The organism is Streptomyces sp. NPDC031497, from assembly GCF_055580905.1.
Genome location: NZ_JBVIKO010000009.1, coordinates 340,868 through 362,028 on the forward strand (window position 1 = coordinate 340,868; position 21,161 = coordinate 362,028).

Here is a 21,161-nt window from a genome sequence, read left to right on the forward strand (position 1 = left end):
CCGCCCCCGCGGGGCTCACGTGTTGCGGCCCCCGTTCACCCCGATCACCTGCCCGGTGATGTAACTGGCCTCCTCGGACACCAGGAACGAGCATGCGGCCGCGATGTCCTCCGGACGCCCGGGGCGCCGTACCGGTGTCAGTTCCGCGTGATGGTCCACGGACCCGCCGAGCAGACCCCGCTCCTCCGAAGCGCGCAGCATCGGCGTGTCGATGAAGCCGGGCGGGATGGTGTTCACCGTGATGCCCGACGGGCCGAGTTCCAGGGCCAGGGACTTGGTGAGGCCGACGAGGCCCGCCTTGGAGGCCACGTAGTGCGCCATGTACGGCTGTCCCGAATGCGTGCTCGACGACGAGATGTTCACGATCCGGCCCCAGCCGGCCTCGCGCATGTCGGGCACGACCGCCTGGCAGAGGTAGAACGGGCCGTTGAGGTTCACGGCCAGGATCCGGTCCCAGGTCGCGTCGGTGATCTTCAGAAAGGGGCCGAAGCCGCTGACGCCGGCGTTGTTGACCAGCACCAGCACCGGCCCGCCCAGCGTGTCCCGGACCCGCCGCACGGCCGCGTTCACCTGCCCCCGGTCGGACACGTCGACGCCCCCGAAGGCGACCGCCTCGTGGCCCTTGTGCCGTGACTCGGCGGCGGCCCGCTCGGCCGACTCGGTGTCCAGGTCGAGTACGGCGGTGGCGAAGCCGTCCTCGGCGAGCCGCTGGGCGATGGCGCGTCCGATGCCCGAACCGCCGCCGGTGACGATCGCCGTGCGTCGCCCGCTCATACGACCGCCTCCTCGCCGAGCGGCGAGGTGCGGTGCGTCAGCCGGGCGGCGGCCGGGCCGTAGGGCACGGCCGGACGTTCCTCCGCGCCGCCCCGGTCGACCGGTCGGCTCCCGGAGAGTCCGGTGATCTCGACGCCGGTGGTGGGGGTGGGTTCGGTGACGGTGACGGGCATGGGGGTGCGGCCCTTCTCTCGCTGCGGCAAGGTCGGTCATGTCTTTCGCTGCGCCACGGTCGTTCATGTCTTGCGCTGCGGCACGGTCGGTCCTGTCCTCCGCTTCGGTCGACGTGCGGCTAGGTCACGGCTCCCGCGTCCTTCAGCGCCAGAATCCGCTCCCAGTCCAGCCCCAGCTCCAGCAGGACCTCCTCGGTCTGTGCCGCGAACTCCGGGGCGGGGCTCAGGCGCGGTGCGGTCACGTCGAACTGCACGGGATTCGCGGCGAGTTCGAGCTCCCCGGCCGGCACCAGGTACTCGTTCGCCCGGACCTGCGCGTCGGAACCGACCTGGAGGGAGTCCTGGACGGGCGCCCACGGCCCGGCCAGCGTCGCGAACCGCTCGGTCCACTCGGCGAGCGTGCCCGCCCCGATCACCTCACGCAGGATCCCGACGGCGTCCTCCGTGTGCGCGGCGATCAGCTCGGCGGTCGCGAACCGCGGATCCGCCGCCAGCTCGGGCCGCCCGATGTGCCGGCACACGTCCGCCCAGAACCTGGCCGGCTGCATCATCACGAACGCCAGACAGCGGTCGTCGGCCGTGCGGTACAGCCCGGACAGCGGGTTGGTGGGGGAGCCGTGCGATCCGGTGGGCGGCGCGACCATCGGCCGGTCGAGCCGGAGCGAGAGGGCGATCCCGTGTCCCAGCGCCCACACTCCGCTGCCCAGCAACGAGACGTCCACGACCGAGGGTTCGCCGGTGCGCTCGCGCTTCAGCAGGGCCGCGGCGATGCCCCCGGCGAGGTTGGTGCCGGAGATCGTGTCCCCGTAGGCCGGCCCGGGCGGCGGGATCATGCCGGGGGTGCCGGGCGGCGTGAGGCTGGCCGCCGTACCGGCCCGGGCCCAGAACGCGGTCATGTCGTACCCGCCCTTGTCCGCCTCCCCGCCCCGCGGGCCGAGCGCGCTGCCCCGGGCGTACACGATGCGCGGGTTGACCTCGCGGATGTCCTCCACGTCGATGCCGAACCGCCGCCGCGCCGACGGCAGGAAGCTGGTCAGGAACACATCCGCGCGCCGGGCCAGCTCGTACAGCACCTCCCGGCCCTCCGGCCGCGCCATGTCCAGGCCGATGCTGCGCTTGCCCCGGTTGGCGTGCTCGACGTTGGGGTTGGGATCGCCCTCCACCTTGAAGGTGCCGGTCTGCCGCAGCCCGCGCTGCGGGTCGCCGTTGACCGCGTGCTCGACCTTGACCACGTCCGCGCCCCAGTCGGCGAGCACGGCACCGGCGGACGGGACGAACCCGTACATCGCCACTTCCAGGATCCGTATCCCGGCCAGCGGGCCTTCGCCGCTCATCCGGCCACTTCCCCGAAGAACCTGCGTTCCATGAACTCCTCCAGAAGACGGCGCGCGGAGCCGGCAAGCGGCCGACGCCCTGTTCGGCAGGGGCGTTCCGATGCCCGTCCGCCGATGGAAATTGAGTTCTCGATTTTGAGAACCATACCGGTGGACGGCTTGAAGGTCACCACCCGGAACCGCACTCCTGCATCTGTCGCGCCGTGACACAAAGTCGTTACGGGGGACTTCCGGGTGTCGTTCGGTGAAAGTATGGTTCTCGCATTCGGAAGGGGGATTCTTGTGATCGGAGTCGTGGGAGCCGGTCGGATGGGCCTGCCGATGGTGCGCCGGCTCGCCGAGGCCGGTCACCGGGTGCGCGTCGTCGGCCGCTCGGACGAGACCCGCGACGCCCTCGCCGGGGAACCCGCCCAGGTCGTCCACGAGATCGCGCGGGTCGGCGACGGCGTCGACGCCGTGCTGGTGTGCGTCCGCACCGACGAACAGGTGAGCCGGGTGTGCCTCGGCAGCGGGCTGCTGGACGCGATGCCGGCCGGCAGCACCCTCGTCGTCCACACCACCGGGAGCCCGGGCACCGTCGAGGCGATCCGGGATCAAGCGGCGCCCCGCGGTATCGGCGTCGTCGACGCACCGGTCAGCGGCGGCCCGCCGGACGTGGCGGCCGGCCGGATCACCCTCTACGTCGGCGGCGCCCAGGACGCGGTCGCCCGGATCCGGCCCGTCCTGCGCGCCTACGGCGACCCGGTGCTGCACGTCGGCCCGCTCGGCGCCGGCCAGCGCGTCAAACTCGTCAACAACACCGTCTTCGCCGCCCACATCGGACTGCTCGCCCACGCCGCCCGCCTCGGCCGGGAGCTGGGCCTCGACGAGCCGCTCCTGCTGGACGCCCTCACCCACGGCAGTGCGGCGAGCCGCGCCCTCGGCGGTGCCGTACGGCGCGGAGCGGTCGCCGAATTCGCCCGCTCCACCAGGGAGTTCCTCGGCAAGGACCTCGACGTCGTACGCACGGTCGCCGGTGAACTCGGTGCCGATCTCGGCGCCCTCGCCCCGGCCCTCGACGCCCTCACCGATCTCCTCGCCCCCTCGGGCACCGGCTGACACCGCCCGCCGGAGGGCAGCAGCCACGCGCGGACCGGAGAACCACCACGGAAGAAGGGACACCGCCCATGGGACGAGTCGAGGGCAAGGTCGCGTTCATCACCGGCGCCGCCCGCGGTCAGGGACGCAGCCACGCGGTACGCCTGGCAGAGGAGGGCGCGGACATCATCGCGGTCGACATCTGCCGCGACTTCGAGACGGTCCGCTACCCGATGGCCACCCCCGAGGACCTCAAGGAGACCGTCCGCCTGGTCGAGGAACAGGGCCGGCGGATCGTCGCCCGCCAGGCGGACGTACGCGACACCGCCCAGCTGCGCGAGGCCCTGGATGCGGGCCTTGCCCAACTCGGCGGAGTGGACATCGTGGTGGCCCAGGCCGGTATCGCCCCGCTGCGCGGCGAACCCAGGATGCAGGCCTGGTGCGACGCCATCGACGTCGACCTGATCGGCACCATCAACACCGTCCAGGTCTGTCTGCCGCACCTGCGCGAGGGCGCCTCCGTCATCGCCACCGGCTCGACCGCCGCCCTCATGGACCACGGGATCGTCGAAACCCCCGGCTCCAACCCGGGCGGCGCGGGCTACGCGTTCGCCAAGCGGGCCCTGTCGGAGTACATCCACGAACTCGCCCGCAACCTCGCCCCGTCGCGGCAGCGCGCCAACGTCCTGCACCCCACCAACGTCGACACCCGCATGCTGCACAACGAGTCGATGTACGAGTCCTTCCGGCCCGACCTCGCCCACCCCACCCGCGAGGACGCCGAGCCGTCCTTCGCCGTGCAGCAGGCCATGCCGGTCCCCTACGTCGAAGCCCGCGACATCAGCAACGCCCTGCTCTTCCTCGCCTCCGACGAGGCCCGCTACATCACCGGCACCCAGTTGCGCGTGGACGCCGGCGGCTACCTCAAGTGGTACGACTGGCGCCGCTGAACGCACGAAACCCCAGCTCAGCAGGGAGACACACCGTGAAGGTCCGGGTCGATCCGGAGCGCTGCCAGGGCCATACGCTCTGCGCGATGTTCGCTCCGAAGGCATTCCAGCTCGACGACATCGACGGCCACTCCTCGGCCGTGGCCGAAGAGGTCCCCGCCGACCAGGAGGAGCCGGTCCGGGAGGCCGCGCACTCCTGCCCCGAACGGGCCATCCGGCTCTTCTGAGCCGGCCGGCTCCCCCGAAAGGAGGGCAGCGCCATGAGCGAGGCAGGCACCGACGACGAACGCAAGAAGCACCGGGTGCACTTCGACCGGCACACACCGCAGTACCGCCACCGGTTCGAGGAGATCACCCACGAACTGCACGGCACATGCCCCATCGCCTGGACCGATGCCCACGGCGGCCACTGGGTCGCCAGCGGCAACCGCGAGGTCTTCGAACTGGCCCGGTCCGCCGAGTTCCTCTCCAACGACCACGACGTCAAGGGCGAACGGCGCGGATACAAGGGCATCACCATCCCCTCGCCGCCCCGCGCCCGCGAGGCACAGGGCGGGTTCCTGGAGATGGACCCGCCCGGCCAGCGCCACTACCGCCAGACCCTCAACCCCTACCTCTCCCCGGCGGCCGTCGCCCGCTGGATCCCCTTCGTCGACGAGGTGGTCCGCGCCTGCCTCGACGAGCGGATCGAGGAAGGCCGTATCGACTTCGTCGACGACCTCGCCAACATCGTCCCGGCCGTCCTCACCCTGGCGATGATGGGCATCCCGATCGCGGACTGGACGGTCTACAACGAACCGGCCCACGCCTCCGTCTACACCCCGCCCGGCTCACCCGACATGCCCCGGGTCGTGGAGCTGAGCCGCCACATGGGCCGCGGCCTGTACACGGCGCTCCTGAAGATCCGCGACCAGCCCAGGCCCGGTCTCATCGACGCCCTCGTCCGCGCGGAGATCGACGGCGGGACCCCGTCCGACGAGGAACTGGTCGGCGTACTCGCCCTGCTGATCGGCGGGGGCTTCGACACCACCACGGCGCTCACCGCCCACGCGCTGGAGTGGCTGTCCGAGCATCCCGGTGAGCGGGAGCGGCTCAGCCGGGAGCGGGGAACCCTGCTGGACTCGGCGACCGAGGAGTTCCTGCGCTTCTTCACCCCGGCTCCGGGTGACGGCCGCACGATCTCCGCGGACTGCGAGATCGCCGGGCAACGGTTCGAGGAGGGCGAACGCCTGTGGCTCTCCTGGGCGATGGCCAACCGGGACCCCGCCGTCTTCCCCGACCCCGACCGCGTCCACCTCGACCGCAAGGGCAACCGGCACAGCAGCTTCGGCCTGGGCATCCACCGCTGCATCGGCTCGAACGTGGCCCGTACGGTGTTCAAGCGGATGGCGACGGCCGTGCTCGACCGGATGCCGGACTACCGCTGCGACCCCGACGGCACCGTCCACTACGAGACCATCGGCACCATTCAGGGCATGCGCCATCTCCCGGCGGCCTTCACCCCCGGCCAACGCCTCGGCCCCTCGCTCGACGAGACCCTGGCGACTCTCCAGAAGGCCTGCGACGAGCAGGGCCTCGCCGAGCCGGTGACCGTACGGCCGGGCCGGGACCGGACCACCGGCTGAAAGGGAGTCGCACAGTGGCCGCATCCCCGGGACGCCCTCTGCCCCTGGTCACGGACCAGACCGAGTTCTTCTGGACCGCGGGGGCGGACGGCCGGTTGCGGATCCAGGAGTGCACCTCCTGTGCCTCCCTGATCCATCCGCCGCAGCCCGTCTGCCGGTACTGCCGTGGCCGGGAGATGGGCGTACGGGCCGTCTCCGGCCGCGCGACCCTCATCGGCTTCACCGTCAGCCACCGCTTCAGCCTTCCCGGCCTGCCCGTGCCGTACGTCGTGGCCCAGGTCGCGCTCGACGAGGACCCCCGGATCCGTCTCACCACCAACGCCGTCGAGTGCGATCCCGGCGAACTCGCCCTCGGCATGCGCATGGAGGTCGTCTTCGAGCGGGCGGGGGAGGAGGTGTGGCTGCCGCTGTTCCGGCCGACGGCCGAACAGGGGCAGCCCGCCCCGCTCCCCGCCGACGAGGTCGAACCGCACCAAGTGCGCGGCCTCACAAGGCCGATGGTCACCACGGAGAAGTTCGAGGACAAGGTCGCCCTCACCGGCATCGGCGCCTCGCCGCTCGGCCGCCGGCTGATGGTCCCCCCGCTCTCCCTCACCGTCCAGGCCTGCGAGGCCGCGGTCGCCGACGCCGGCCTCACTCTGGACGACATCGACGGACTCGCCACCTACCCGGGCGCCGGCGCCTACGGCGGCTTCGCCGAAGGCGGCATCACCGCACTGGAGTCGGCCCTTGGCATCCGCCCGACCTGGCACCAGGGCGGCGGCGAGACCTTCGGCCCCGGCGGTTCGCTCATCGCCGCGATGCTGGCGATCGCCGGGGGCCTGGCCCGTCACGTGCTCTGCTTCCGCACCGTGTGGGAGTCCAGCTACGGCGAACTGGTCAGACAGGGCAGGATCGCACCGCCCGCCGGCCCGGACCCCGGCTGGCTCAAGCCCTTCGGCGCCACCTCCGCCGCCCACACCCTGGCCCAGAACGCCCAGCGCCACATGCACCGTTACGGCACCACCCGCGAGACCCTCGGCTGGATCGCCCTCAACCAGCGCGCCAACGCGGCCCTGAACCCCACCGCGATCTACCGCGACCCGATGACGATGGACGACTACCTTCAGGCCCGCCCCATCACCACCCCCTTCGGCCTCTACGACTGTGACGTCCCCTGCGACGGCGCGGTGGCCGTCGTCGTCTCCGCCGTGGACGCCGCACGCGACCTGGCCAGGCCGCCCGTCCTCGTCGAGGCCGTCGGCACCCAGATCACCGAGCGCCTGGAATGGGACCAGAGCACCCTCACCCACGAACCCCAGACTCTCGGCCAGTCCGCCCACCTGTGGTCCCGGACCGCCCTGCGCCCCGCCGACGTCGACGTCGCCGAGCTCTACGACGGCTTCACCTTCAACTGCCTGTCCTGGATCGAGGCGTTGGGGTTCTGCGGCATCGGCGAGGCGAAGGACTTCCTGGACGGCGGGAAGAACATCGCCCGCGACGGTGTCCTGCCCCTGAACACCCATGGCGGTCAGCTCTCTCACGGCCGTACCCACGGCATGGGCCTGGTCCACGAGGCGATCGTGCAGCTGCGCGGCGAGGGCGGTGCGCGCCAGGTGCCCGGGGCCCGGGTCGCCGTGGTCAGCTCCGGCGGGCTCACCCCCAGCGGGGTCCTTCTCCTCAGGACGGACACGTGACAGAGAGCCACCCGGACGTGGCGCCCGGCACCGTCACCGTCGACGGCATCTCGCTGTCGTTCAGGGCGAGTCGGGTACCGCGGCCACGGGCCGTCGTCCTCGCCCTGCACGGCGGCGGCACCGACTCCGCCTACTTCGACTGCCCGGGCCGGCCGAGACTCTCGCTGCTGCGCACCGGAGCCGCCCTCGGCTTCACCGTCGTCGCCCTCGACCGGCCCGGCTACGGCGCCTCCCTGCCCGACGCCCACCGGCTCACCGACCCGGCCCGGCGGGTCGACCTCGCCTACGCGGCCCTCGACCGCCTGCTCGCCTCCTGTCCCACCGGCACGGGCGTGTTCCTGATGGCCCACTCCGCCGGCAGCGAACTCGCGGTGCGGATGGCCGCCGACGAACGGGGACGAGAGCTGCTCGGCCTGGAGATCGCCGGCACCGGACGGCACCACCACCCGCGCTCGGTGAGCTTCCTGGAGCACGGCGACGAGGACCTGCGCCGGGCCCGCTCCCGGCTGCGGGAGGCGCTCTGGGGCGCGGGCCACCTCTACCCGCCGGAGATCCTCGGCGGAGCGGGCATCGCGGCCCCCTCACCCGCGTACGAGTCCGCGGCACGCGGCTGGCGCCACGAGTTTCCGGAGCTGGCCGCACGCGTGCCCGTCCCCGTGCAGGTCAGCCTCGGTGACCACGAGGAGGTATGGAGCGCGGGCCCCGCCGCCCTCGCCGACATCGCCGGCCTCTTCACCGCATCGCCCCGCGTCCGCGCCAACGAACAGCCCGACGCCGGGCACAACCTGAGCCTCGGTCACTCGGCCCGGGCCTACCACCTGAGGGTGCTGTCGTTCGCCGAGGAGTGTGCGGTGACGCGGGAGGCGGGTCTCGCCGCGCCGCCACGACAAGGGAGAGCGGGATGAACCAAGCCGATGCCGTATCACTGCTGCTGCGCCTGGTCCTGGGTGTCGTCATGATCGCGCACGGTCTCAACCACTGGCGCGGCGGCGGCCGGATCGCGGGCACCGCCCGCTGGTTCACCGGCCTGGGCCTGACCCACGGCACCCTCCAGGCCTGGCTGAGCGTGGTCACCGAGGTGGGTGCCGGGGTGCTGCTGCTGGCCGGCCTGCTCACCCCGCTGGCCTGCGCGGCCGTCATCTCGGTGATGCTGGTGGCGGGCCTGCTCGCCCACCGGCCGCACGGCTTCTTCGTCTTCAAGGAGGGCTACGAGTACGTCCTCACCCTCGCCGTCGTGGCAGTGGCGCTGGCCGCACTGGGGCCGGGCAGCGCCTCCCTGGACGACGCGGCCGGCCTCGACCTGGACGGCTGGACGGGCGCCGGCCTCGCACTCGGGGTGGCCGTGGTGGCCACCGCCGGACTCTTCGCCACGTTCTGGCGCCCCAGCCCCAGCCCCAGCCCCAGCCCCAGCTCCACGCCCAGCCCCAGCCCCATGCCCAGCCCCACGCCAGGCCCCAGCCCCACGCCGGAGCCGAGCCCCGAACCCCGTGAGCAGGAGGCCAGTTGATGCGCGTCGGATTCATCGGACTGGGCAGCCAGGGCGCCCCGATGGCCCGCCGGATCGTCGACGCGGGCTACCAGACGACCCTGTGGGCCCGCCGCCCCGCCACCCTCGTCCCCTTCGACGACACCCCGGCGAAGCGCGCCGCGTCCCCCGCCGACCTGGCCGCGGCCAGCGACCTGGTGTGCGTCTGCGTCGTCGACGACGCGGACGTGGAGGAGATCCTCACCGGCGAGCACGGTGTGCTCGCCGGGCTGCGCAGGGGCGGGGTGGTCGCCGTGCACAGTACCGTCCACCCCGACACCTGCCGGCGCCTCGCCGACCGCGCCCGCACCCACGGCGTGACGCTGATCGACGCCCCGGTCAGCGGCGGCGGTCCGGCGGCCGCCGAGGGCAGACTGGTGGTGATGGCGGGCGGCGAGCCCGGCACGGTCGCCTACTGCCGACCGGTGTTCGCGACCTAGGCCGACCCGGTCGTGCACATGGGCCCGCTCGGCACCGGCCAGCTGGCAAAACTCCTCAACAACGTCCTGTTCACGGCCAGCCTGGCCATCGCCGCCGACACCCTCGCCCTCGGCCGGGACCTGGCGATCGACCCGGCCGCCCTCGCCCGGGTCCTCGCGCACGGCAGCGCGGCCGGCTTCGCGCTGGACCGGGTGGCGGCGGCCGGCGGCACCCTGGACCGGTTCGCCGCCCACGCCGGGCCCCTGCTGCGCAAGGACGTCCGACTGCTCACCGACGTCACCCGGGCCGCGGGTGCCGAACCGGACATCGTCCTGACGGCCGCCGGTGCCGCCCTCGCCCTGATGAACGGCCATCGGCCCTCAGCGGACGATCCGCCCCCCGATGAGGGTCAGCAGCACAAGGCCGGCCGACGGATCTGACAGGGCGTCGGCCAGCGGGACGGCCGAGGAGTTGAGCATCCACAGGGCGCCGCTCCGGTGCTGCACCCGCACCGGGACGTCAGCGCGCAGCACGTCCAGCCCGAACCCCGCCAGCGCGCGGGGTCGGGAGGCCTCCACGACCACGTCCGCCCGGCCGACCAGCTCGTGCAGGGCGGCACGGCCCCGCGTGTCCATGGGGTCGAGCACGACCGAGGCATGCCCCGCGTGCAGCAGGTCGTAGAAGACCGGATCGCCGAAGCGGGCCCCGTCCGGGCGGGACGGGGTCTCCACCTTGACCACCCTGGCCCCCGCCGCGCCCGACAGATGGGCGCACAGGGGCCCGCCCACAGGGCACTGAGGTCGACCACCAGCAGCCGCACTCCGTCGCGGGGCGTTCCGGGCAGCGGGCAGGTCCGCTCCGGCCGGGGCCGGACCGAACCGCCCGTGAGACCGAGGAGCCCGACCCGCTGGTCCAGGTCGGCGCCCTCGTGCGCGACCAGCCACTCGGCCAGCCACTCGGCCAGCCGCGCGGGCAGCGCCCCGGCGTCGAGGTCCCGGCCGATCAGCGCGCTCCACAGCAGCGGGTCGTCCGGACGCGCGTCGGACACGGCGGCCCAGCCGTCCCGGGTGGGCAGCAGTCGGCAACTGCCCCCCACCGACCGCCGGCCCTGCCGCCCGCGCCCACTGAGCGCGGCCCGTTCGGCGAGCAGCGAGGCCCCGTCGAACCCCGCCGCACCGGGCGGCAGCAGCGGGGGCCCGTCGGGGTGCCCGGTCAGCAGGGGGCGCCGCTGCGGGCCCAGTCCTCGGCGACACGGGCGCGACCGGGGTCCGGCCAGCGATGCGCCGACCGGGTCGCGTCGGCACCAGGCCCGCCCGCGGGCCGCACCGGCGGACCGCCGGATGCCCTGCGCGTACGGTCGGATGCCGGGCGCGTACGGTCGGATGCCGGGCGCGTACGGTCGGATGCCGGGCGCGTACGGTCGGATGCCGCGCGCCGGGAGGACCCTGTCGTACTGGCGGATGCCCCGTCGGCCATGCGGGGATGGTAGATCAGAGAGGTGTCTGCGACCACAGCGCTCTCTCTCACCGAACTCGCGGCCGGGGCGGCGGACGCCGACCTGCTGGACGCGCGGGCGAAGCCGTCCCGGCCGTTGCTGGTCGTCGATCTGGACCCGGCGACCGCACCCACCGCCGCCGACCTGGAGCAGGCCGTCCGCCGGGCCCGGGACAGCGACCGACTGCTGGTCGGCCGCACCCGCCGACAGGTTCCCCCCTGTCCGGAAACCCTCCTGAACGCCCTGGACCTGACGCTGGTACGGGCTCCGGGCGACCGTCTCTGCGCGGCGGACGCCGCCGGGCACCCGGCCACGGTGGCGGTCACCGACCCCGCCGCCGAGGCGGAGTTCCTGCGCGCACGGGCGGCGGAACAGCCGCAGGCGGCCCTGGTGCTGCGCCAAGTCCTGGCCATGGCCGGGCGGTTGCCGGTGCCCCAAGCCCTCGACCTGGAGTCGCTGGCGTACTCGACGCTGCTCGGCGGTGCCGGTTTCGCCAGCTGGCTGGCGGCCCGCGGGCCACGGCCCGCGCCGCCGCGCGCGACCGGCGACCCCGTGCTGGTGTGGCGCGAGGGCGACCTGCTGCGGATCACCCTCAACCGGCCCGAGCGGCGCAACGCGCACGGCGCGGAACTGCGTGACGCCCTGGCCGCGGCCCTCGACATCGCCGTCTGGGACGAGACCGTGCGCGAGGTGGTCCTCGACGGCAACGGCCCCTGTTTCAGCTCCGGTGGCGACCTGGACGAGTTCGGTGCGGCCGGTGACCTCGCCACCGCGCATCTGATCCGCACCCGGGCGGGTGCGGCGGCCCGTCTGCACACCCTCGGCGGACGGCTCACCGCGAGGATCCACGGGACCTGCGTCGGCGCGGGCATCGAACTCCCGGCCTTCGCCAGCCGGGTCCTGGCGGCACCCGGCACCACCGTCCGGCTGCCCGAACTGTCCATGGGCCTGATCCCCGGTGCCGGAGGCACGGTGAGCATCCCGCACCGGATCGGCCGCCGACGCACCCTGTACCTTGCCCTCGACGGCCGGGCCGTCTCCGCCGAACGTGCCCTGGCCTGGGGACTGGTGGACCGGATCGAGGAGTGAGACGCCCGCAGGCGGTGAGGCGGTGAGGCGGTGAGGCGGTGAGGCGGTGCCTGCCTCAGCCGATGCAGATGACCAGCAGACAGAGTTGCGAGGGCGAGGTCGCGGTCGGGGCGGGACTCGCCGGCGGCGCCGGTGTGCTGTCGCCCGCGGTGGGTGTGGGCGTGGCCGTCGGCTCCGAGGGGATGGCGGTGGTACCGGAGGCCGTGTCGACAGCCGCGGCCGCAGCCTGGGGCTGGGCGGCGGACGACCTCGTGGACGGCACCGACGTGAGGGTGAGCCGACGGGGCGTCGGGGTGGCCTGGGGCGTGCCGGCGGTCTGCTCGTGCGGCGCGTTGGCGGTGGCCGTCGACCGGGCGGAGGGCGTGGGGTCCGGAGCCCGGTGGCGGCCGGTCGGTGTCGACGCCGACGGTGTGGGCTCCGTGGCCTCCTCGTCCGCGACTCCCATGGTCGTGGTGTCCGGGGCGCTGGCCGCCTGCGCCCGGTCCGTGGACTGCCGGTCCAGCGAGGCGACGGTCAGTCCACCGCCGACCAGGGCGACCGCGGTTGCCACCAGGGCCCGCCGCTGGGTCTTCTTCCAGCGGACCCGCTGACGGCGCCGGGCCGCCCGGCCGAGCGGCCCGGCAGCCACGGCGGGGGAGTCGTCGTCGGGGCCTTCGGCTGCCTCTTCCGCCTCGTCCGCGTACGCGTCCGTGTCGTCGTGCCAGGTGCTGTCGGCCGGGGCCTGCCAGGGCGTCACGACCGCGCGGGGGGCGATGTCCGGGGCGTAGGCGCCGCAACCGGGGCACGCCAGGGCGCCGTTGAGGTGCCGACGGCACGAGGAGCAGTAGTCCATCCGCGGTCTTCCTGACTCGACTGCGCCAGCGGCGTCCTCGGCCGTGGCCTGATCTCGATCGCACGTGGGATCGAACGGCCAGAACGGTAGCGAGCCTTTGGCTGGGCAGTGTGCAGCCTGTGTGTTGTTTCTGCGCAGATGCGACCCGTGGATACGACCGGGTACGCGGAGTCACCGCCGTACGCAGACCCCGGCAGACCCCGGCAGACTCCGGCAGGCCCCGCAGTTCGACGCGATGCCCCGGGAGCGGGCGCAGGGCGCCGGCAGGTCTGAGGGGGGTGACGCCCCGGCGGAAGCGGGAGCCCGCTGTTCGCGGCGCGTCAGCGCGCCGTCTCCGCCCCGGGTTTGCGTCCCCAGGCGGTCAGCATGCCGGCGGACAGCGCCGCGCACTCGTCGGAGGCCAGGTAGCGGACCGCCGCGTCGACGGCCGCGTCGTCGACCAGGCCGGTGGCGAGCATCGCGGCCCGGCTCCGCTCCCAGGTGTCCGCCCAGAAGCGGCTGATGGGACTGCCCGGCAGCAGCGGCGGCACGTGGATCTCGGCGGCGACGGACACCAGCCCCGCCCCCCGCAGCAGTTGCGGGTACGAGGGCACCCAGGAGACGTCGGTGCCGATGGTCGCCCGCAGCCCCTGCCACATCGCCCGCATCACCGTGGAGTACGGGGTGCCGGGCGTCCGGTCGCTCGTCAGGTCGACCGCGTCGCTGAGCACCAACACCCCGCCCGGCTCCACGAGTCCGGCCAGCGCGGTGATCAGACGGTCGTGCTCGGCCAGGTGCATCAGCACGAAGCGTGCGTGGACGAGCCGGAACCGGCCGCGGACCGAGTCCGGGGCGGCGGAGATGTCGGCCTCCAGTACATCGAGCCCGGGCCGCGCGGTGAGGAAACGTACGTCCCGGTCCACGGCGAGCACGCTCTCCACCCCGGCCTCGTCCAGGAGCCTGCGCGAGACCGTGCCCGTGCCGGCGCCCACGTCCAGGCAGCGCCAGCCCGGGCCTGCCCCGAGCGCCCGTAGTCGCGCCATGGTGAGGTCGTCGTAGACGAGGGCGCCGACGTCGATACGCTCACCCTCGCCCGCCTGTTCGGGACGGAAGACGGCCTCGCCGTAGCGGCCGTCGCCCGGAGCGGTGGTCATACCGCCGCCGGAGTGCCGCCGAGCCCGGGTGGTCGGTACAGCAGATGGTCGCGGAGTTTCACGGCCGGGCCTCCTCACGTGGTGGTGCGGGCCGTCCCAGGGCGGCCGCGTCACCGATCCTCCACCGATGACCGCCCGCACACCCGAGGCGCGCCGCGCCTGACCCGATCGGCCTCACCAGCCGTGGGCGGCCGCACGCAGGCAGGCGCGGACCCGGGCCGGGTCGTGGCGCAGAACCAGGCGCCCGGAGTGCGGGTACTCCTGGCCCAGCGAGCGGGGCAGCGCGCTGTTGCCGGCCCCGGCCCCGGAGCCGACCGCCGACAGCACGGCGTACGGGTTCGGCACGGTGACCGCGGCGGGTGCGGTGGGATCGGGGTGCTGACCGGGCCGCGGCGGCCGGTACGGGAATGCCCCGTGTCCTCCTCGAACGCACACGGCAGGACCCGCGCCCCCGCCTCCAGCAGGCCGGCGGGCTTCGCCTCGCCCGCCGCCCACGGTCCGGCCGGTTCTTCGTCCCGTTCCGTCGTCCGCGCGTGCGGGTCACCGTCGTCGTAGGCGGAGTCGGGGCCGAGCAGCCGGACCGTGTCGTCGAACATGCCGTCGCCGTACGGGCCGCCTCTCGACCCCCGGGACTCGCGGGTCCGGCGTCAGCGCGGTGCGTCGGGCAGCGTGGCGAGCAACTGCTTGTCCGTCACCACGGCCAGCGACAGGGTGCGATAGCCGACCGACTCGAACAGGACGGTGATCTTGCCGTCGCCCTCGCTCATGACCTCGCCCCGGCCCCACTGGTCATGGCGCACGCGGACGCCCGGCAGGTAGGCGTGGCCGTCCACCGCGGGGCGTGCGACCGTCTCCGCCGCCCGGACGGCACCCGCGGAGGCGCCCGCGCGCGCACCGGCCCGGGTCCACCGGCGCCGCCGCGTGGCCGCCTTGTACGGCCGTCCGGCGTCCCCGGACCGCTCGCGCCTCAGCCCGCTCGCAGGCTTGGCCGCCGGGCCTGCGCAGTTGCCGCACGCCCCGCACGGGACGGGGACGGACTCGCCGAAGTATCCAAGGAGGAACCGCCTCCGGCAGTCGGTCGTCTCGCAGTACCCGCGCATCATGTCGACCCGGGACTGTTCGAGCTTGCGGTGTGTGGCGTGGACGGCGAGGGCGCTCTGCACCGCGGCGTCGACGTCGTCATCCGCCAAGGCGCCGTCGGCGCCGGCCACGCCGGTGAAGCGGCTGCCGTCCCGTCCGGTACGGACGGCCCCGGCCTCCTCCAACAGGTTCAGCACTGCGGACAGGGCCGTCGCGCCGAGTCCGCAGTCGGCCCGGAGCCGGGTCGCGCCCACGGCGCCCTCCTCGCCGCGCAGCCGCTCGGCGACGCGGCGCAGCGCGTCGGCGTCGGGAGCGCCGGCGGCGAAGAAGCGTTGCAGGCCCAGATCCTGCGGACGATAGGCGAGGATCGCCCTGGCCGGTGCCCCGTCGCGGCCGGCCCGGCCGATCTCCTGGTAGTAGGCGTCGAGCGAGCCGGGGACGGAGGCGTGCAGCACGAAGCGTACGTTCGCCTTGTCGATGCCCATCCCGAACGCCGAGGTCGCCACGACCACGTCGAGTTCACCGGAGCTGAACCGGTCCTGGGTCCGGCCGCGTTCGGCGGCGGAGAGGCCCGCGTGGTAGCTCGCGGCGGACAGTCCGAGGTCGCTCAACCGCTCGGCGTAGCTGTCCGCTGCCTTCCGCGTCCCCGCGTACACGATTCCCGGCTTCTCCTCGACGGCCGCCCGCTCCACGACGAACCGCTCCTTGGCGGCGGCGTCCTGGAAGGCCGTCACGTCCAGGTGGATGTTGGGACGGTCGAAGCCGGCCACTGTCTCCACCGGGTCGTTCATGCCGAGGCGTTCGGCGATGTCCCGGCGTACCGGGGCCGCCGCGTTCGCGGTCAGGGCGAGCACCGGCGGGTTGCCGAGCCGCTCGCGCGCGTGGCGCAGCCGCAGGTAGTCCGGCCGGAAGTCGTGCCCCCAGGACGACACGCAGTGTGCCTCGTCCACCACCAGCAGCCGGGGCCGGACGGCGGCGAGCCGGTCCGTGACGTCCGGCTTGGCGAGCTGCTCGGGAGCGAGGAAGATCACGTCGACCGAGGAGGCGCTGATGCGGGCCCATGCCGTCTCGTTGTCGCTTCGGCGCTGCGCGGAGTTGATGGCGGCGGCGCGCAGCGCGCCGGATCCGAGCAGGCTCTGCATCTGGTCCCGCTGCAGCGCGATCAGCGGCGAGACGACCACGACCGGACCGCCGAGCAGGACCGCGGGCACCTGGTACACGGCGGACTTGCCGGCGCCGGTCGGCATGACGGCGATTACGTCACGCCCCTTCATCACGGCCTTCATCGCACTCAGTTGGGCCGGACGCAACTGCTGCCAGCCGAAGACCCGACGGGCGACGCCGCGCAGACGACGGGACGTGAGTACGAACATGGTTCTCCTTGAGGGGTGGGCGTCGCCGTGTGTCTGGCGGCTACCCCGGTTCGCCGGGATATCGCCTCACCGGACCGGAGCGGATCACGGCGCGCCGGAGCGAACCGGCCGCGCCGGCCGTACCCGGGGCCCACGAGGACACGCGATGCAGCCCAGGAGAACGAGATCGTCGTCAACTGACGACCGAGATCGATCCGTCGGCGTCGGTGAGGTGCGGAACCGTTTACGGGCCGGCCGTACGTGAGTTCAAGTCGATGACCGGCGCGGACGGGTTGCCCGGCGGCATGTTCAACGGCGTGACGACCTGGATCGCCGAGGGCAGGGCGGGGCCGTCCTCGGGGAGTGCCTTGTGGGCCCGCATGATGATCTGGCAGGCGCGGCGCATGTCCTGGCGCAGGTCGTGGTGCAGGACCGCGGACAGCCGGCGCTCGTGCAGCAGGCGGGTGTTGTCGTGGTCGAGGTCATGGGCGATGAACACCGCGCACTCCCGTCCGAGGGCTTCGAAGGCCTCCAGGGTGGCGAGGTTGCCTCCGCCCACGGAGTACACGGCGACGATGTCCTCGTCGTGCTTGAGTGCGTCGAGGACGAGATCGTACTGGGTGGCGTCCAGGCCGTCGCTGTCGGTGACCTCCACCAGCGTCCGCCGGGGCTGGTCGAGACGCATGGCGCTGCGGAAGCCCATTTCGCGCTCCTCCTCGCCGCGGAAGGAGCCGCGGCTGATGGTGGTGAGCACGTTGCCCGGCCGATTGCCGAGCCACTGTCCGAGCAGGTAGGCGGCGGTGGCGCCGGCCGCGCGGTTGTCGATGCCGACGTAGGCCAGGCGTGCGCTGTGCGGCAGGTCGGTCACCAGGGTGACGACGGGGATGTCGGCCGCGACCAGTCGGCCGACGGCGGCGGCGATCTCCGGCAGGTCGGGGGCCTTGAGGAGCACGCCCTGTGAACCCCGCTTGGCGATCTTGTCCAGGGTCCCGATCAGCTCGGCGGCAGGGCAGGTCTCCCGGAAGTGGAAGCGTGAGCGCACGATGGCAGGGTGGAGCGAGGGCAGTTCGGCCTCCAGCGCCTCGCGTACGGCGGTGGAGAACCGCGCCGGTGTCTGCATCACGATGTCGATCATGAAGGTGCGGCCCCCGATGCGGACCTGGGCCTGCTGGCGGTCCAGGTCCTTGATGGCTTCCTGCACCTCCCTGACGGTGCTCTCCCGCACATTGCCCCGCTGATTGAGTACGCGGTCGACCGTGGCAGTGCTCAGCCCTGCCTGACGGGCGATTTCCCTGATCGGGTAGGGGTGCCTCATGACTGATCCCAAGACGTTCTGATGGACTTTTGATGTACTGACAAGCATTGAATGATGGCTTCGGGTTCTCAAGACTGGCAGAAATGCACGGACTGCGAAAGGACCCCCGGATGACTCCCACAGTCGCGGGAGCGCGGACTTGGCTGACCGAGGCGGACTGCGATCTCGAAGCGTTCCGCTCCCTCGTGGAGCAGAGCACCGCCCCCGCAGACCATCCCTCGGCCGAGCGGGTCGAACAGAATGTTCCGCTGTACGACAGTGAGCGGCTCCGCTCTCTGGCGGCGACCCGGGAGAGCCGTCGCCGCGTCCAGGACGAGTTGGTGCGGGCGCTGCTGGACGGGCCGGGGATCGTCGTCCTGAAGGGTGCCTTCGGCGGCGACGGCGTTGTCGACGGCATGTCCGAGGCCTTCCTCGCCCTGATAGCGGAGGAACGGGCCATGGGCACGGCACGCGGCGACCACTTCGCCAGGCCGGGCGCGAACGACCGGGTTTGGAACGCCCTGGACAAGGTGGCCGTACGGAGACCGGAGGTGTTCGCCGACTACTACGCCAACGACATGCTGGCCCTGGTCGCCGAGGCCTGGCTGGGCCCCGCCTACCAGGTGACGTCGCAGGTCAACGTCGTCAATCCGGGCGGTGCCGCGCAGAGCGTACACCGCGACTACCATCTCGGCTTCCTCTCCCAGGAACGGGCCGCCGCCTACCCGGCGCACGTCCACCGGCTGTCGCCCGTGCTGACCCTGCAGGGCGCGGTGGCCCACTGCGACATGCCCGTGGAGTCCGGCCCGACGCTCTACCTGCCGCACTCGCAGAAGTACGAGCCCGGCTACCTCGCCTGGCGCCTTCCGCGGTTCGTCGAGTACTTCGACGCCCATCACGTCCAGCTGCCGCTGGACAAGGGCGACGCGGTGTTCTTCAACCCCGCGCTGTTCCACGCCGCCGGCCACAACCGGTCCACCGGCATCCGGCGCATGGCGAACCTGCTGCAGATCTCCTCCGCCTTCGGGCGTCCGATGGAGACCGTGGACCGTGAGGCGATGGCGAACGCCCTCTTCCCGGTGCTGCTGCGCCGCAAGGCCGAAGGGGTCTCGGAGGACTGGCTGCACCGCGTGGTCGCCGCCACCGCCGAGGGCTACCCCTTCCCCACCAACCTGGACCTCGACCCGCCGGTCGACGGTCTGGCGCCGCCCTCCCAGGCGGACACCGTCTGGCAGGCCGTGACCGAGGGCTGGGCCCCTGACCGGTTGCGCGAGGAACTGCAGGCCGGCGCCAAGCGCCGTCAGAGCTGAAGGGAACACCACGTTCATGGGACTCCTCGAGGACAAGGTCGTCCTCGTCAACGGCGGCAGCCAGGGCGTCGGCGCGGGCATCGTGCGGGCGGCCGTCCGGGAGGGCGCGAGCGTCGTCTTCACCGGGCGTCGGGCCGAGGTCGGTGGCTACGACGTACGACTGGAACTGCACGGTATGAAGGACAGCATCGCGGTCGGCCTGGAGGACAAGCTGCCGCTACGCTCCGTCGAACCGGGCGCCACCTTCCCGGCCGGCCCCCCGCACCGTTTCTTCATGGACCGCTTCGCCGCCGCCTACCGCGCCGAACTCACCGCGTTCACCGAGGTCGTCGCGGGTACCCGGCCCTCACCCTGCACGGTGGCGGACGCCATCGAGGCGAGCCTGATCGCCGAGGCGTGCACCCTCTCGCTCCACGAGCACCGGCCCGTACGACTCGACGAGGTGCGCAAGGGATGACGAACGAACCCCTGCGGATCGGAGTCCTGGGCGCCGCCCGGATCGCCGAACTCTCGATCGTCGGGCCCGCCCGTGCGGGCGGGCACCGCCTGGTCGCGGTGGCCGCCCGCGACCGGGGCCGGGCCGCGGACTTCGCCTCCGCCCATGGTGTCGAGCGCGTCGTCGACTCGTACGCCGAACTGGTGGCCGATCCCGAGATCGAGGTCGTGTACAACCCGTTGGCCAACAGCCTGCACGGGCCATGGAACCTGGCCGCCCTCGCCGCCGGCAAGCACGTCCTCTCCGAGAAGCCGTCCGCGAGCAACGCCGAGGAGGCGACCGAGGTCCGCGAGGCCGTGGCCAAGGCGGGCACCGTGTTCATGGAGGGCTTCCACTACCTGTTCCACCCGGTCACCCGGCGCCTGCATGAGCTCTTGGAGAGCGGGGAGTTGGGCGACCTACGGCACGTCGAGGCCATGGTGGCGATGCCCGCGCCCGAGGACACCGACGTGCGCTGGTCGCTGCCGCTGGCCGGCGGTGCGCTGATGGACCTCGGGTGTTACAGCCTGCACGCGCTGCGGATGCTCGCTCCCTGGGCCGGTGGCGCACCCCGGCTGGTCGCCGCGCGCGGCGGCGAGCGGCCCGGGGCGGTGGGCGTTGACGAGTGGCTGTATGCCGATCTGGAGTTCCCGAGCGGGGTCACCGGCGTAGCCAACTGTCATATGGCGTACGACAAGTGGCAGATGACCTGCCGTGTGGTGGGCACGCGCGGTGAGGCCACGGCGATGAACTTCGTGCAACCGCACCTGGACGACCGCGTGGTGGTGCGCACGCCCGCCGGCGAGCGCACCGAGGAACTCGGCCGCAGGTCGTCGTACACCTTCCAGCTGGAGGCTTTCGCGGCCCGCCTGCGGGACGGTGCACCGTTGGCGCTCGACGCGGAGGACGCGCTGACCACCATGCGTCTCATCGACGGGTGTTACCAGGCGGCCGGGTTCCCGGTCCGGCCACGTACCCTGCTCCCGCCCGCCGGCTGAGCAGCAACAGAGACAAGCCGGTCTCTCCACCTGCGGCCCGGTCCGGTCTTCGACCGGCTCGGGCCGTTTCGCTGTCCCGCCGTCTCACCGACGTCGTGACGAGGTACCGGGTGGCGGTCGGTCCTTCCACCCCGGGAAGGCGGCTGCCGCCGGCGTCGGCGGCCCCCGGGGCCTCATGAAGGAGAGGGCGGTAACCGCACTGCGGTTACCGCCCTCTCCTTCACTGTGTGCGCCCTTCCCGGAGGCTGGGGGCCGTCGTCTCCCAGCCCTCGATGGCATCGGCGGGCGTCCTGGCGAGCCCTGCGTCGGTGTCGACGACGCCGGCCACGCGAGCCCCGCTCACTCTTGCTGGGATGGCACGTGCGATGTCTCCGCTGCCGGTGAACGTCAGCCGACCTGCGGCGCGCCGACCCGAAGTGCGTCCGCTGCGGGGAGTTCCTCGACGGCCACGCCCCGGACCTGGGACAGTTCGTGCTTGAGGGCGGCGAGTTCGGTGCCGCCGGCCATGTGGTTGGTGAGTTCTTCGAGGGTGATCTCGCTGCGTTCGGC

At 73.0% G+C, this 21,161-nt stretch carries 21 protein-coding genes and 2 pseudogenes; 13 read left to right on the forward strand and 10 right to left on the reverse strand.

Annotated elements, in window-relative coordinates; translation table 11 throughout:
* Positions 1-15: 15 nt before the first annotated feature.
* From ACZ5K7_RS21500 to ACZ5K7_RS21510, 3 genes are all read right to left on the reverse strand, one after another.
* Positions 16-774 (reverse strand): SDR family NAD(P)-dependent oxidoreductase, encoded by a 759-nt coding sequence (locus ACZ5K7_RS21500; protein WP_468915328.1) that lies wholly within the window; start codon positions 772-774, stop codon positions 16-18.
* Positions 771-947 (reverse strand): hypothetical protein, encoded by a 177-nt coding sequence (locus ACZ5K7_RS21505; protein ID WP_468915329.1) that lies wholly within the window; start codon positions 945-947, stop codon positions 771-773. The genes ACZ5K7_RS21500 and ACZ5K7_RS21505 overlap by 4 nt, the downstream gene beginning before the upstream one ends.
* 119 nt (positions 948-1,066) lie before the next feature.
* Positions 1,067-2,281: a CaiB/BaiF CoA transferase family protein gene (locus ACZ5K7_RS21510; protein ID WP_468915331.1), complete on the reverse strand. Its 1,215-nt coding sequence runs from the start codon at positions 2,279-2,281 to the stop codon at positions 1,067-1,069.
* A 294-nt stretch (positions 2,282-2,575) separates the two neighbouring features.
* Between ACZ5K7_RS21510 and ACZ5K7_RS21515 the strand changes: the two genes are divergently transcribed.
* From ACZ5K7_RS21515 to ACZ5K7_RS21555, 9 genes are all read left to right on the forward strand, one after another.
* Positions 2,576-3,379 carry an NAD(P)-dependent oxidoreductase gene (locus ACZ5K7_RS21515; RefSeq protein WP_468915333.1) on the forward strand — a complete coding sequence of 268 codons (804 nt, stop codon included), beginning with the start codon at positions 2,576-2,578 and terminating at the stop codon, positions 3,377-3,379.
* 68 nt (positions 3,380-3,447) lie between these two features.
* Positions 3,448-4,308, forward strand: a complete 861-nt coding sequence (locus tag ACZ5K7_RS21520; RefSeq protein WP_468915335.1) for a mycofactocin-coupled SDR family oxidoreductase — start codon at positions 3,448-3,450, stop codon at positions 4,306-4,308.
* Positions 4,309-4,343: 35 nt separating this feature from the next.
* A complete protein-coding gene (locus ACZ5K7_RS21525) occupies positions 4,344-4,535 on the forward strand; it encodes a ferredoxin (protein ID WP_468915336.1) in 192 nt (63 codons plus the stop codon).
* A gap of 33 nt (positions 4,536-4,568) precedes the next feature.
* Positions 4,569-5,933: a cytochrome P450 gene (locus tag ACZ5K7_RS21530; protein WP_468915337.1), complete on the forward strand. Its 1,365-nt coding sequence runs from the start codon at positions 4,569-4,571 to the stop codon at positions 5,931-5,933.
* Between the two features lie 14 nt (positions 5,934-5,947).
* Positions 5,948-7,609: a thiolase C-terminal domain-containing protein gene (locus ACZ5K7_RS21535; RefSeq protein ID WP_468915339.1), complete on the forward strand. Its 1,662-nt coding sequence runs from the start codon at positions 5,948-5,950 to the stop codon at positions 7,607-7,609.
* On the forward strand, positions 7,606-8,514 hold the full coding sequence (locus tag ACZ5K7_RS21540) for an alpha/beta fold hydrolase (RefSeq protein ID WP_468915341.1): 909 nt from the start codon (positions 7,606-7,608) through the stop codon (positions 8,512-8,514). Before ACZ5K7_RS21535 ends, ACZ5K7_RS21540 begins: the two co-directional genes overlap by 4 nt.
* Positions 8,511-9,116 (forward strand): DoxX family protein, encoded by a 606-nt coding sequence (locus ACZ5K7_RS21545; RefSeq protein WP_468915343.1) that lies wholly within the window; start codon positions 8,511-8,513, stop codon positions 9,114-9,116. Before ACZ5K7_RS21540 ends, ACZ5K7_RS21545 begins: the two co-directional genes overlap by 4 nt.
* A complete protein-coding gene (locus tag ACZ5K7_RS21550; protein ID WP_468915344.1) occupies positions 9,116-9,574 on the forward strand; it encodes an NAD(P)-dependent oxidoreductase in 459 nt (152 codons plus the stop codon). The genes ACZ5K7_RS21545 and ACZ5K7_RS21550 overlap by 1 nt, the downstream gene beginning before the upstream one ends.
* 18 nt (positions 9,575-9,592) lie before the next feature.
* Entirely contained in the window at positions 9,593-9,994 is a 402-nt protein-coding gene (locus tag ACZ5K7_RS21555) for an NAD-binding protein (protein ID WP_468915346.1), read from the forward strand.
* Here ACZ5K7_RS21555 and ACZ5K7_RS21560 read toward each other — a convergent pair.
* Complete coding sequence (locus ACZ5K7_RS21560; protein WP_468915348.1) at positions 9,935-10,285, reverse strand: CoA transferase; 351 nt, start codon at positions 10,283-10,285, stop codon at positions 9,935-9,937. The genes ACZ5K7_RS21555 and ACZ5K7_RS21560 overlap by 60 nt on opposite strands.
* 767 nt (positions 10,286-11,052) lie before the next feature.
* On the opposite strand from ACZ5K7_RS21560, the gene ACZ5K7_RS21565 reads away from it, so the two are divergent.
* Positions 11,053-12,138 carry an enoyl-CoA hydratase/isomerase family protein gene (locus tag ACZ5K7_RS21565; protein ID WP_468915350.1) on the forward strand — a complete coding sequence of 362 codons (1,086 nt, stop codon included), beginning with the start codon at positions 11,053-11,055 and terminating at the stop codon, positions 12,136-12,138.
* A 55-nt stretch (positions 12,139-12,193) separates the two neighbouring features.
* On the opposite strand, the gene ACZ5K7_RS21570 is transcribed toward ACZ5K7_RS21565, so the two are convergent.
* The 5 genes from ACZ5K7_RS21570 to ACZ5K7_RS21590 all read right to left on the reverse strand — a co-directional run bounded on the left by ACZ5K7_RS21570 (position 12,194) and on the right by ACZ5K7_RS21590 (position 17,850).
* Positions 12,194-12,970 carry an SCO2400 family protein gene (locus tag ACZ5K7_RS21570; protein WP_468915351.1) on the reverse strand — a complete coding sequence of 259 codons (777 nt, stop codon included), beginning with the start codon at positions 12,968-12,970 and terminating at the stop codon, positions 12,194-12,196.
* Between the two features lie 320 nt (positions 12,971-13,290).
* Positions 13,291-14,103: a class I SAM-dependent methyltransferase gene (locus ACZ5K7_RS21575; RefSeq protein ID WP_351713247.1), complete on the reverse strand. Its 813-nt coding sequence runs from the start codon at positions 14,101-14,103 to the stop codon at positions 13,291-13,293.
* Between the two features lie 174 nt (positions 14,104-14,277).
* A complete protein-coding gene (locus ACZ5K7_RS21580) occupies positions 14,278-14,448 on the reverse strand; it encodes a hypothetical protein (RefSeq protein WP_468915353.1) in 171 nt (56 codons plus the stop codon).
* Between the two features lie 302 nt (positions 14,449-14,750).
* Positions 14,751-16,556 carry a RecQ family ATP-dependent DNA helicase gene (locus ACZ5K7_RS21585; RefSeq protein WP_468915355.1) on the reverse strand — a complete coding sequence of 602 codons (1,806 nt, stop codon included), beginning with the start codon at positions 16,554-16,556 and terminating at the stop codon, positions 14,751-14,753.
* A 223-nt stretch (positions 16,557-16,779) separates the two neighbouring features.
* Complete coding sequence (locus tag ACZ5K7_RS21590) at positions 16,780-17,850, reverse strand: LacI family DNA-binding transcriptional regulator (RefSeq protein WP_468915357.1); 1,071 nt, start codon at positions 17,848-17,850, stop codon at positions 16,780-16,782.
* Positions 17,851-17,960: 110 nt separating this feature from the next.
* Between ACZ5K7_RS21590 and ACZ5K7_RS21595 the strand changes: the two genes are divergently transcribed.
* The 3 genes and pseudogenes from ACZ5K7_RS21595 (at position 17,961) to ACZ5K7_RS21605 (ending at position 20,612) form a co-directional block, all read left to right on the forward strand.
* Entirely contained in the window at positions 17,961-19,139 is a 1,179-nt protein-coding gene (locus ACZ5K7_RS21595) for a phytanoyl-CoA dioxygenase family protein (protein WP_468915358.1), read from the forward strand.
* A 139-nt stretch (positions 19,140-19,278) separates the two neighbouring features.
* Positions 19,279-19,596 (forward strand): annotated as a pseudogene (locus ACZ5K7_RS21600) (Gfo/Idh/MocA family oxidoreductase); the annotation flags it as partial.
* The gene (locus ACZ5K7_RS21605) at positions 19,593-20,612 is read left to right on the forward strand and encodes a Gfo/Idh/MocA family protein (RefSeq protein WP_468915360.1); all 1,020 of its coding nucleotides are present in this window, start codon (positions 19,593-19,595) and stop codon (positions 20,610-20,612) included. The pseudogene ACZ5K7_RS21600 and the gene ACZ5K7_RS21605, both read left to right, overlap by 4 nt.
* Positions 20,613-20,999: 387 nt before the next feature.
* Here the strand turns inward: ACZ5K7_RS21605 and ACZ5K7_RS21610 are convergent.
* Positions 21,000-21,161 (reverse strand): annotated as a pseudogene (locus tag ACZ5K7_RS21610) (sugar ABC transporter ATP-binding protein); the annotation flags it as partial.

Bases quoted from the DNA above. Each gene is read 5' to 3' on its own strand.
- ACZ5K7_RS21500 (WP_468915328.1), bottom strand. From the start codon at position 774: ATGAGCGGGCGACGCACGGCGATCGTCACCGGCGGCGGTTCGGGCATC.
- ACZ5K7_RS21505 (WP_468915329.1), bottom strand. From the start codon at position 947: ATGCCCGTCACCGTCACCGAACCCACCCCCACCACCGGCGTCGAGATC.
- ACZ5K7_RS21510 (WP_468915331.1), bottom strand. From the start codon at position 2,281: ATGAGCGGCGAAGGCCCGCTGGCCGGGATACGGATCCTGGAAGTGGCG.
- ACZ5K7_RS21520 (WP_468915335.1), top strand. From the start codon at position 3,448: ATGGGACGAGTCGAGGGCAAGGTCGCGTTCATCACCGGCGCCGCCCGC.
- ACZ5K7_RS21530 (WP_468915337.1), top strand. From the start codon at position 4,569: ATGAGCGAGGCAGGCACCGACGACGAACGCAAGAAGCACCGGGTGCAC.
- ACZ5K7_RS21545 (WP_468915343.1), top strand. From the start codon at position 8,511: ATGAACCAAGCCGATGCCGTATCACTGCTGCTGCGCCTGGTCCTGGGT.
- ACZ5K7_RS21550 (WP_468915344.1), top strand. From the start codon at position 9,116: ATGCGCGTCGGATTCATCGGACTGGGCAGCCAGGGCGCCCCGATGGCC.
- ACZ5K7_RS21555 (WP_468915346.1), top strand. From the start codon at position 9,593: ATGGGCCCGCTCGGCACCGGCCAGCTGGCAAAACTCCTCAACAACGTC.
- ACZ5K7_RS21570 (WP_468915351.1), bottom strand. From the start codon at position 12,970: ATGGACTACTGCTCCTCGTGCCGTCGGCACCTCAACGGCGCCCTGGCG.
- ACZ5K7_RS21575 (WP_351713247.1), bottom strand. From the start codon at position 14,103: ATGACCACCGCTCCGGGCGACGGCCGCTACGGCGAGGCCGTCTTCCGT.
- ACZ5K7_RS21585 (WP_468915355.1), bottom strand. From the start codon at position 16,556: ATGTTCGTACTCACGTCCCGTCGTCTGCGCGGCGTCGCCCGTCGGGTC.
- ACZ5K7_RS21590 (WP_468915357.1), bottom strand. From the start codon at position 17,850: ATGAGGCACCCCTACCCGATCAGGGAAATCGCCCGTCAGGCAGGGCTG.
- ACZ5K7_RS21595 (WP_468915358.1), top strand. From the start codon at position 17,961: ATGACTCCCACAGTCGCGGGAGCGCGGACTTGGCTGACCGAGGCGGAC.
- ACZ5K7_RS21605 (WP_468915360.1), top strand. From the start codon at position 19,593: ATGACGAACGAACCCCTGCGGATCGGAGTCCTGGGCGCCGCCCGGATC.